Origin of the sequence: Pseudoalteromonas sp. SG43-6, assembly GCF_014164365.1 — a bacterium.
In the GTDB taxonomy this organism is placed as follows: domain Bacteria; phylum Pseudomonadota; class Gammaproteobacteria; order Enterobacterales; family Alteromonadaceae; genus Pseudoalteromonas; species Pseudoalteromonas rhizosphaerae.
Map to the genome: position 1 here is coordinate 60,224 of NZ_JACJEZ010000025.1, position 10,773 is coordinate 70,996.

Below are 10,773 nucleotides of genomic sequence, written 5' to 3' on the forward strand. Positions count from 1 at the left end.
ATAACTTGAAATACAACGCTGTACGCTAACATGGTTCAATAAATTCTAAGATTTGCTGATGCGTTATATCTGGTGTTGCCCCTAGCTGCTGAGCAACCATAGCTCCTGCAGCACAAGCAAAATCTATTGCCTGTTGCGGATCGTTTTGAATGCACAATTGATAAATTAAAGCCCCCAAAAACGAATCCCCTGCACCAACAGTATCCACAACATCGATCAGGTAGCCTGAGTTATAGTAGTTTTTACCTTTAATCGATAATAAAGCACCATGGTTTCCTTTCGTCACGCACAAAAACTCTGTGTTGGTTTGCTTTGCTATAAATGCTAAGTTTTGCTCTAATGAATGGTATTTACACCCCATTCCTTTTGCTATTTCATATAGTTCTTCATCATTTAGTTTGATAAAGTCAGCGCTATTCATTAATTCTATTAAGCTCTCAAGTTGATAGTGAGGAGCTCGTAAATTTACATCAAACACTTTAAACTTCGCATGTTCTAGTAGTTGCTTTAAAGTTATTAATGAAGTGTCGGTACGGCCAATTAAACTACCAAACACAAAAATATCCGTCGATTCAACTTTGCCAATAATTTCATCAGTTAAAACAATATTATCCCAGGCAGTATCAGGCATAATTTCGTACTTAGCAGAACCATGGCTATCAAGTGTTACCTGCACCGTACTGGTATTTTTGTTTGGGTTTACAGCAATGTACTCTGTACTCAATTGCTTTTCTTTTAATTCGTCAAGCAGAGCATCACCTAACTCATCCTCCCCTACTGCACTTATCATTTGTGCATCAATTCCAAGTGATTTAACCCTAAAGCACATATTTAAAGGTGCGCCTCCCAAACGCTTAGTTGCGCCAAAACAGTCCCAAAGGACCTCCCCAAAACAAACTAGACTAATTTTATTAGCCACGTTTTGATTCACAATTATACTCATTCAAGAGCTTCCTTATACGCTTCGTATGGTCAGATAACGGATTAGACAAAGTTCAACTTACCTTTCACTTCATAGAAAGTAAGATATTAAATTTCAATAACTTAAACATTTTTAACTTAAAAATTAAAATGCAGATATATTTGTTAAATAAATGTCGTGAGATATTATTTCATCTAAGCAACAAAAAGACAACGTTGTTTATTTAAGTTAATAAAATTAACTAAATGTCTATCTGCAACTTATAAATAAAGCAAATAATATGCTTGAGAGTTTAATTTATGAATTTTTACCGCAAACTTTTATCCCTAAATGGTATTTGGAGTAGAAGTTTACCTCGAGTTCTAACGGATCGCTGATAACTCGTTAACTTGTGTTGACAGAGTTAAGGCTCATATGTGTTATGTGCATTTACTGCTTGTGAGAAATTATCATTTCTTTTGCAACTAGAGCAGCTGAAGGTAAAAACATTGTTGAAACGATTCTTTGATCAACGACCACTTCGTGTTTATCTTCTAAGGTTTTTTTGTTTTGTGCAATAGCTCCATTTTTATTCAACTGACTTTCAACAAGGAAAGGTAGCAGAGTACCTTGTTTAGCCCATGACTTAGATTTTTCAGTAGAATTAGGAAAACCAGCAATTTTTTTACCTTTAACAAGATACTGACCAGAAGATAATAATACATCGGCAAACGCACCGGCACCGTGACCACCTGCACCAATAATACCGCCAGATTCATAAACTTTGGCGATAATTGATTGTAATTCCTTGTTATTAGCTACATCAAATAATGGGCCATACCCTCCACCAATATAAATTCCCCAGTAATCATTTGGGTTAATTTGTTCAGGAGCAAAGCTGTTTTTCGCTTTATCCATAAAGCCTTCATATTTAATGGTGTAACTACTAATACCCAACGGATCCATCATGAACTCAACCTTTCCTCCATTTGGAGAAACAAAATCGACATCATAACCATGGCTCATAAAAATATGGTACGGTGGAGCAACTTCCCATAAATTATTTCTCGCATCGTGTTTTTCAGAATCCCCCATATCGATCATATTTGATGCGATGATTAATACTTTTTTTGTCGACTCTGCGCTTAGGTTAGTTGAAGTAAACAGTATTACTGAAAGTAAAATAGATATAAAAAGCTTCATTGTTTTCTTTTTTTAAATGATTAAATTCATTATTTAGACGATACAATTGAATAAAAGGTTTAAATACGGAATCAGCCTAGACACTTAAAGCCCCAAGATGCCGACGAAACGAGCGTAGCGAGTTAAGGTCGGAATAATTGGTTTGTTATATGACGACTTCACGTCGTGGCGCTCCATCACAAGTTAAAATAATTTCTTTTTTATCAGTAAAGACTAAAAAACGTTTTATCGCTCTCATTCCAGACTACATCTATTAGCCTATCAATGCAGTTGTCATCAACGCTTTATTAAGCAATTTACCATAAATCAAGCCTATCAATTTCAAACTCGACTGAGCCTTGGCAAGGTAGATCACCGAACTCGATAAGAAAACCTTGAACCTCAATAACCCCTTCATTTTCATCAATTACTTTGCCACAACCTATGTATGAATAAGGCCCCGTTTTTTCAATTCTTTCTTTAGATGCTTCTGCAATCATTTCTACCGGCCAATCGGCAAGGTACGCCGCTCTAACGTTGGCATCTAGCACTTTAAGGAGGTTATTAACTTTATCACCTATGGAGTATTCACAAATGTGACAAAAAACGTCAACGGCTGAGTGTTCATTTTCAACAGTTACTAATGCTGTTTCATCCGAGTAAAACTCAATATTCGTCACTTTAAGTTGATTGATCATATGCACCTTACAGGTATTCCACAATGCCCACATTAACACTGCTTCCCAAAAAAATAGAAGCCAATTCAAGAGACTCCACTAACGTTAATCCGGGTTTAAAAACTCAACTTTTTCTGTTAAATACTCTGAACCGAATTCTTTAGCTATGATTGCTTCTACCTCTTCGTCAGAAATAACGCCAGAGTGCTGCCCCATATTTTTTACCTTTGATTTTGCCAGCAACATAATGTGCTCAGCCCAAGTAGGTTTAGATTCTTCGAGTAAAGACGCCCAAAGTTGTAACTGTTTTTGCACTATCTCGTCTTCATCACAGAAATTAGATGCTTCTTGTAAGCAAATTCGATATATCCACCCTTCAACTGAAGGCGCATAAAAATCAGCAACGATATCATCATGTGGACATAAAATGACCCTGCCATTATTTTTATTATCCAAACACCAAAATGCAACACCATGGAAGACACCAATTGGCAAAATACCATCAAGTACGCCCTCAGGAGCTATTTCAATTTTCAATACATTTGAGCTTGAAATCCACTCTAACAAATACATATTGTAGGAGCTGTCTTTTGTAATACCCTGTTCGATCCAATCACGGTAAGATTTAGGTAACTTACCAATACTGCGCTCAATATTTTCTATTTCTTTAGTAACCACAGAACCTCCTCTTAAATATCGTTCATATTAACTGTGAAATTGCTTATTAGCTCCATATCACGTGCTCTGTTACTCTGTTCACAAGTCGCACTGCAGTAATTTGCTATGTTTTTAGTGCAATCGCATTGCCCACAAAAATAGACAGTTTATCAGCTATTTTCTCACAGCCACCTGCACCCGACTTTATCGTCGAAACAAGCTCTTCAGTGCTGAGTGCCACATCATGCAACACTTCATAAAGAGGCGGATCATCGCTTTGATCCGTTGGAATTACAAAACAATTATCAGCCCAATCAGCGCCATAACCAATAACAAGATAGTTTGCTGGCAACACATACATCCCTGAGTAGGAATCACAATTAACTTCTTCCATAAATCAATGTTCACAATTTGAATCTCTTCAATGCCATCAAAGTCTTCTTCTGGTTCAAATTTTTGCCAGCCAAGAAGTAAATTGCAAAATAGGTGTGGACATTGCCTCGATATACCACTTAGGAATAATACCGCCTATTTTTTATTTAATCGTTTTAACTTTTCTAAATCAGCCCGTTCTCCGTTTTGGTCTGACTTTGCTATGAATGCAGCTATTTCACTATCAAATGATATTTAAACTACCTTAATAAATATAACGAGCCTGTTGAATAACTCGTTTTAATTTATTTTTATTGATGGATTAACCATAGCCGAGTTCCTATTTTGATTCAATCGACAACTGACTTTCACGTAAAATATAAAAAAGAGGACTTGGTGTTGTTTTAATTGGCTTTTTTTCAAAGTATTACAGATATTTAAGTGGCTTATTTGCGGTGATAAGGGCTTACCTTTGCAATGATGAAGCCACATCGGCCGACGAAGTAAACAAATTTGTTTATTGATTTATAATTGACCGTCACTGAATAAAAAGGTCAAAAAGAATACTAGTGCCTATTAATAGAGTTAAGGCTCATATGTGTTATGTGAATTCCCGATTGAAGCGCCGAACTTTTGTTCGCATGTTTTTCATAGGTGATGACGTATTAAATTGAATCATGCGCCCTAGAGTCCATCGCTCATACCACGCAACACCATACAACTCATGATTACTTAAACTTGAAATGAGTAAAAGTATCTCGTGAACCGTAGACTCCAGCTCAACAAGCAGATCATCGTATTTCCAGTCACGATATTTTTCGTGGAAACTTTCAGCTAGTAACCCAAGTTGATTCCATTTGTAGTCAGTTTCAGGGAAATCTACATCCTGATTTTGAGACTTTAGATGATGCCATTTAAGGACCAGTTTGCCCCAACCAATCAGGTAAGCAACTGTGTCACTAACGCTAATGATTGTACCTTTGATATTTCCTTCTACGCCCAATTTACGAGCTTTGCTTTTTGAAATTGAGCGATAATCAGCCATTAGTTTTGGGAACACTGAGTTTATGGCTAACTCCAATTCATCCTTATTTCTTGGCACAGAAGACAATTTAACCTCCATTCACATAATGCCTTGCATTTGCGGCGGTTTTGTAGCGCGGTACGAGCGGAAAAACCGTCCAACCACTCAGTAGTTTATGCAACATGCTTTTGTTATGTTTTTTCATTCACCAACTCCTGCGCAACCTGTAGCTGAACTTGATGCATTAACCATAGCCGAGTTCCTATTTTGATTCAATCGACAACTGACTTTCACGTAAAATATAAAATAGGATTTAGTGTTGTTTTAATTGATATTTTTCAATTTGTTACAGATATTTAAGTGGCTTATTTGCGGTGATAAGAGCTTATTTTTGCAATGATGAAGCCGCATCGACAGACGAAGTAAACGAATTTGCTTATTGAATTAAAGTTGATTTTGAATTGACCGTCACTGTATAAAAACGGTCAAAAAGAATACTAGTTCCTATTGACAGAGTTAAGGCTCATATGTGTTAAAGCTCTGCAATTTATTGCCAAAATATAGTGGATATCTGCCCCCAAGCAGCCAATACTAAACAAAATTGTATAGACATCATGATCGATGCAATATCCAATTTTATTAACTTACTTTGCAACTTTCCTCTTAAAGAAATCCATAAAGAAAATAAAAGTGTTATTGGCAAAACCCCTGATAAAAAAGCCAAGCAAATACTTGCCGCAGTAATATCACCAAACTTTAGAAAGGATTGATTAACATAGAGATATATGGACAAGCTAAATAGTACAAGGTTTATAAACCCCCATTTAATGCGCCTTAAGCCATCTTTATCGCGTTTAACAACTCTAGTTAATCCTACTAAAAAGATATAAATCAGTCCAATTAGACCATTACATAATGTGTTGGCATGACTTTGCGTTGTTTGCCAAAACCATGACAACTTAACATTGTTGGAGTTAAGGCGCTTGTTATGTCTTGCTTACTCATTTCAAAGTTTATTCAATAAATAATTAATCTCTGCGATAACAATCTCTGGTTCATGTTTTTGTATGTAATGCTCTGGAGTTGTTGCAAATGTAATTTTGGTATCTTTAGATAAAGTCTGCATCTTATTTAATTCGGTAGAATAAGACTTTTTAATACGCTCCCAGACTGCTGGATGCCAGTTATCTGGAGTTTGATTTGCAGGCACCCAAATTGCGTCTCTGTTCCAAAGTAATACATAAGGTGTGTCACCAAAATCGTCGCTTTGCTGAATGAACGTTGAACTAGTTCTCATATTAATTTTTTCTAGATTATCAGGAGCACCATGCCAGCTAGCAAGTTCAGCTTCCATATTCTTCTTGGTATCAGCATCATATGTGTCATTTTTTGCATCCCACTTTTTTATATGGCTTCTAAATTGGCCATACAATGAAGGATCTACAAGTAAAATGGCGCTGACCTTTTCAGGGTAAAGGTGATTAAATAACTTAATAGGATATGAGCCATAAGAGTGTCCAACCATTACGTAAGGAGGCTGAATTCCAGCCCTTTGTAACAATACATTTTGATGCTCAACAATAGTGCCTAGATCATAATGGCCTTGCGATTTATCACTTTTCCCCAAGTTGGCTCTGTCATAAATACACACTCTATTTTTTTTGTGAAGTGATTGTATTACCTTCTTCCAGTTTCCGTCTTCAACCGTACCACCAAAGCCAGCATTGATAATTATTGAAGGGGAGGCTTCACCATAACATTCAATAAAAAGGTTCACTTTATCTACTTGATACAAGCCTGAAACACTTGGTTTAATGACGTCTTTTGCAGATACGCCAAAGGCTACGATAAATAATAGAACTAAAAGTCCAGTTTTCATTATAAAATCCCTTATATAGCTAATTTAGAAGTAAAATTTAGCACTTAAAATATAACGAGCCTGTAGATTAACTCGTTTTAATTTATTTTTATTGATGCATTAACCATAGCCGAGTTCCTATTTTGATTCAATCGGTTACTTCTATTTTATCTAAAAGTAAATATTGCAAAAATTTTTGTCTGTCCTTTTATTTCAGCTGAACATCTAACTGGATATAAGGCTGAGCATGAATCAATTGGGTGAGTTAATAACCAACAAGGTTTAACCTGATTATATGCCTACAGACCTAAACCACTTGCCTTGATTAGACACTCAGTACGCGTGCATTAATACAATAAACAAAGTCGCTTACACCTGACTTGATAACTGCGTTACGCACCTAAATATAACTGGATCACAATGATGAAACCAGCCGCCTTGAATAGTGCCATGATAAGGTTAACCGATGAATGTCTCGGCTCTAGCATCCTGCTTCGCTCTACCTCCTAAATCCATTTAGTCGAAGCGCCCCAGCTATCCCAAAAGGATATGGGAAAAACCTGGCTGCGATGAGATCGCAATAATCGATTACTGCGTAACGCGCCTATATGTGTTTGCCGTAAGCTACTTGCTTAACCGCCGCATCGCCGACGAAGTAAACGAATTTGCTTATTGAATTAAAGTTGATTTTGAATTGACCGTCACTGTATAAAAACGGTTAAAGAAAATACTGGTAACTATTGATAGAGTTAGGCTCATATATGTTATAGCTACTTTATTCACTATCTATTACCGTGAAATCGGATGAATGAATTAAGTTACCTTCAGAAAAAACTCTTATATCCCATTTTCCCGGCACAACTTCGTAGTCTAGATCAAAATAGTAATCAAAAGGCCAAACAAAAGTTCCATCGTGTCCACTAACATCAATTTGCCTATAAATAGATGACTTCTTTTCACCTGATGGTAAGGTAATTTCTGGGTAGTTTATTTGAAGATCAAAGTGTTGAACGCTAGAAGGAATATAACCAAAGCCAACAACTATATAAAAACCAGTGCCTAATTTTGCAGGAATGACCCACGTTTTTTCTTTTAAGACCTTAATTTCGTAATCTTCATTTACAAAGTTAGAAACCCTAGTATTATCTTGAACCAGCTTTCCTCCTATTTTGGCTACGTAAGCATAATCTAAAACTTGGGATTTGATAGGGCTTTGATCTACTGTTACTCCACAAGTAAACATACTGATTAAAAGAAAAAAAAGTCCAACAACTACATTAAATTTCAAATTACACTCCTTCTTGAAGCAATAACGAGCTTGTAGAATTACTCGTTTTTAATTTATTCTTATTGATGCATTCACCATAGCCGAGTTCCTATTTTGATTCAATTAGTTACTTCGATTTTACGTAAAATATAAAAAGAGGACTTGGTGTTATTTTAATTGGCATTTTGCAAGGTGTTTGAGTGGCTTATTTGAGGTGACAAGGGCTACCCTAATTAGTGCATCGTGTTTTGCAGCTTTTCTCTATTATGAACTAAGCAATACAGTTGCCGCAGTGTGAAGTGAAAGCATTCACTTTCGTTTGTCCGCGCAAGGTCAATTTGCTCAGCGAAATTGATTGGAATGAATTTATTTTGGTAGGATAAGTCTCGCTTGACTCCTCACCCAACGAAAGAGCCATAACGATTTACCGTGGGTGAATAATATTTACTAGATCATAGCTTGATAGTAGATTCAAGGTTAAAAGTTGAACAACTAAAAGTAGGTGCATTCGTTCCTGTAAAGAGTAATTCTACAGCCTCAACGCCCGCCATCTGCCGCGCGGGGTAAGATAAGAACGTCAGCTGCATGGCATTGTTATAGCGAAACAGGTTCATCACGCATTTTTTCCCATGTTTGTACCATAAGCTTCTTGGCTGGCCCCCAACGGTAACCACCAAGTGCACCACTGTGCTGTATTACCCGATGGCAGGGGATCAGTAAAGCAACAGGATTTGCTCCAATGGCGTTACCAACCGCTCTTGCAGATTGGGGCGCATTGAGTGCTGTGGCTACCTGAGAATAGCTAGCCACTGCGCCCGGTGGTATTTTCAGCAGCGCCCGCCACACAGCTACCTGAAAATTCGTACCTTTCACATGAAGCGACAGCGGACCATGTTTGGCAGCTGTATCACTACTAAAAAACGCATCAATAACATAGTGCGTAGATGTGATGCTTTCAACAATCGAACTCAATGGCCAAGCGTTACGCAAGTCATCCAGCAGCTCTTCAATGTAATTGAAGTCCATGAACTCAACCCTACAAACACCACGCTGTGTTACAGCTACAAACATAGGCCCCAGTGGTGTAGGGTGCACACCGTATTCGATACGTAGCTCCTTACCCTTATTTTTATACTCCCCCGGTGTCACTGCCTCCAGCTGCACAAAGTGATCATGCAACCTTGAACTACCGCTTAAGCCAATCTCATGTGAAACGTCGAGCAGAGAGCGGGATTTATCCAACAACTCCTTGCTACGCTCCAATGTCAGGACCTGCAAAAACCGCTTTGGCGTGGTACCCGCCCAACGACAAAACAACCTCTGAAAATGATACGGACTCAGATGCACATGGGCGGCTATCTCTTCTAGAGCGGGCTGGGTAGTTGCACGATCTACCAAGTATGCCATAGCACGTGCGATACGGTCATAGTCTGACACACTCTGCCTCTCAGACACGATTTATGGATACACCGCCATCTACCAACATCGCAGAACCAGTTGTGAAACTGGATGCATCGGATGCTAAGTACAATGCGGATTGAGCAATTTCATCTGGTGTCGCCATACGCTTGAGCGCATGCAGGTTACGCACAAACGCCAATGCTTCTGGCGTATTAGCAAACTCACGTCCCGCTGGCGTATCAGTACCACCAGGCAAAAGGGCATTGACCCGGATATTCTGAGGCCCATGCTCTGACGCCAGCACTTGAGTCAAACCAATAAGACCAGCCTTACTGGCTGCGTAGGCAGCCATGCCTGGCATACCTGCGGTGTAACCAACGAAGGTAGAGGTGAAAATTAACGAACCTCCTTTTCGGGCAGCCATGGCGGGCAGCTGGTACTTTGCGCCCAAAAATGCACTGGTTAAGTTGGTCGCAATAACTTGATTCCAGTCCGTGAGCGACATCTGCGGCACAGGGCACATAGCACCCAGAATGGCAGCATTGTTAAAAGCGATATCCAGGCCACCAAAGTGGCTTACAGCCTTATCTACCAAAGCTTTGGCAAAAGCTTCTTCGCCAACATCACCGGCTAGTGCCAGTGCCTGCCCACCTTCAGTCTTGATTAATTCCACCAGTTCATCAAGCTCCTTCTGTCGCCTTGCTGCCACCACTACGGCAGCACCTTCTCTCGCAAAAAGCTTCGCGGCTGCATAGCCAATGCCGGTGCTGGCACCAGTAACAATAGCAACTTTGTTGGCCAATATGTTCATCGATTATTTCTCCTAGCTCTGCTGACAATTAAAGGGCATATGCCCGAACAGATGCTATATTAGGAGGCCGAACGATTAATGCCGACCCGAATCTTGCTGAATTTCAATTGCGCTATAACATTTTAGTATTTATGCGACACGCAGTTTGTGTTGCATAATCGCTTGTCGGACTGAGGCGCTACCTGCTCGATGTGTAGAGTTGGTGTTGTTTATGCTATGGACTTTACATATATAGAAAGGCTTTTTATGACCTAAGCTATAGCAAGCAAATTTAATTAGTGTGCCTGTCGTATCTATGCTGTCCCTGCGTTACTCAGTGTTTATTATCTATCCATTAAACCTAATGTTTAACCCTTAAGCAATTATATTTTTCGTATGCACAGTCGTTACTGACCTGAGCAGTTAAGCAGGTTAATTAGCTGATTTGATGCAGCAAGCTAGGCCGCTAACTCGTTCGAACTATTTAATTTGTCGCTACATCTAAATTAATCGCAACATACTAGTACTCGTTCACAGAAGTTCTGATCAGTTGCCTTACTTAAATTCAGGCAACTGATTTATTCCTATCAATAGCTTTATCGTTCGGCTTTTTCCAGCAGTTGAAGTGATGAACCCTTTCTTTT

11 protein-coding genes are annotated in these 10,773 nt (G+C 38.6%); all 11 read right to left on the reverse strand.

What is annotated here, in order from left to right; all coding sequences use genetic code 11:
- Positions 1–25: 25 nt before the first annotated feature.
- A complete protein-coding gene (locus H5201_RS12325; protein WP_182718941.1) occupies positions 26–943 on the reverse strand; it encodes a carbohydrate kinase in 918 nt (305 codons plus the stop codon).
- Between the two features lie 408 nt (positions 944–1,351).
- Positions 1,352–2,104 (reverse strand): DJ-1/PfpI family protein, encoded by a 753-nt coding sequence (locus tag H5201_RS12330; protein ID WP_182718940.1) that lies wholly within the window; start codon positions 2,102–2,104, stop codon positions 1,352–1,354.
- A gap of 296 nt (positions 2,105–2,400) precedes the next feature.
- On the reverse strand, positions 2,401–2,814 hold the full coding sequence (locus H5201_RS12335) for a hypothetical protein (RefSeq protein WP_182767974.1): 414 nt from the start codon (positions 2,812–2,814) through the stop codon (positions 2,401–2,403).
- A 51-nt stretch (positions 2,815–2,865) separates the two neighbouring features.
- On the reverse strand, positions 2,866–3,438 hold the full coding sequence (locus H5201_RS12340; RefSeq protein WP_182761302.1) for an SMI1/KNR4 family protein: 573 nt from the start codon (positions 3,436–3,438) through the stop codon (positions 2,866–2,868).
- A 103-nt stretch (positions 3,439–3,541) separates the two neighbouring features.
- Positions 3,542–3,811 carry a hypothetical protein gene (locus H5201_RS12345; protein WP_182718937.1) on the reverse strand — a complete coding sequence of 90 codons (270 nt, stop codon included), beginning with the start codon at positions 3,809–3,811 and terminating at the stop codon, positions 3,542–3,544.
- A 579-nt stretch (positions 3,812–4,390) separates the two neighbouring features.
- Positions 4,391–4,900, reverse strand: coding sequence for a ClbS/DfsB family four-helix bundle protein (locus H5201_RS12350; protein ID WP_182718968.1), 510 nt, complete (start codon positions 4,898–4,900; stop codon positions 4,391–4,393).
- Between the two features lie 460 nt (positions 4,901–5,360).
- Positions 5,361–5,771, reverse strand: a complete 411-nt coding sequence (locus H5201_RS12355) for a hypothetical protein (RefSeq protein ID WP_259398532.1) — start codon at positions 5,769–5,771, stop codon at positions 5,361–5,363.
- A gap of 48 nt (positions 5,772–5,819) precedes the next feature.
- Positions 5,820–6,692, reverse strand: coding sequence for an alpha/beta fold hydrolase (locus H5201_RS12360; RefSeq protein WP_182718936.1), 873 nt, complete (start codon positions 6,690–6,692; stop codon positions 5,820–5,822).
- A 754-nt stretch (positions 6,693–7,446) separates the two neighbouring features.
- Positions 7,447–7,959 (reverse strand): DUF3859 domain-containing protein, encoded by a 513-nt coding sequence (locus H5201_RS12365; protein ID WP_182732223.1) that lies wholly within the window; start codon positions 7,957–7,959, stop codon positions 7,447–7,449.
- A 573-nt stretch (positions 7,960–8,532) separates the two neighbouring features.
- Positions 8,533–9,375, reverse strand: a complete 843-nt coding sequence (locus H5201_RS23460; RefSeq protein WP_182718934.1) for a bifunctional transcriptional activator/DNA repair enzyme AdaA — start codon at positions 9,373–9,375, stop codon at positions 8,533–8,535.
- Positions 9,376–9,385: 10 nt separating this feature from the next.
- Positions 9,386–10,150 (reverse strand): SDR family oxidoreductase, encoded by a 765-nt coding sequence (locus tag H5201_RS12375; RefSeq protein ID WP_149982876.1) that lies wholly within the window; start codon positions 10,148–10,150, stop codon positions 9,386–9,388.
- Positions 10,151–10,773: the final 623 nt, after the last annotated feature.

Coding starts and splice junctions, on each gene's coding strand:
- H5201_RS12325 (WP_182718941.1), bottom strand. CDS start 943: ATGAGTATAATTGTGAATCAAAACGTGGCTAATAAAATTAGTCTAGTT.
- H5201_RS12330 (WP_182718940.1), bottom strand. CDS start 2,104: ATGAAGCTTTTTATATCTATTTTACTTTCAGTAATACTGTTTACTTCA.
- H5201_RS12335 (WP_182767974.1), bottom strand. CDS start 2,814: ATGTGGGCATTGTGGAATACCTGTAAGGTGCATATGATCAATCAACTT.
- H5201_RS12345 (WP_182718937.1), bottom strand. CDS start 3,811: ATGGAAGAAGTTAATTGTGATTCCTACTCAGGGATGTATGTGTTGCCA.
- H5201_RS12360 (WP_182718936.1), bottom strand. CDS start 6,692: ATGAAAACTGGACTTTTAGTTCTATTATTTATCGTAGCCTTTGGCGTA.
- H5201_RS12375 (WP_149982876.1), bottom strand. CDS start 10,150: ATGAACATATTGGCCAACAAAGTTGCTATTGTTACTGGTGCCAGCACC.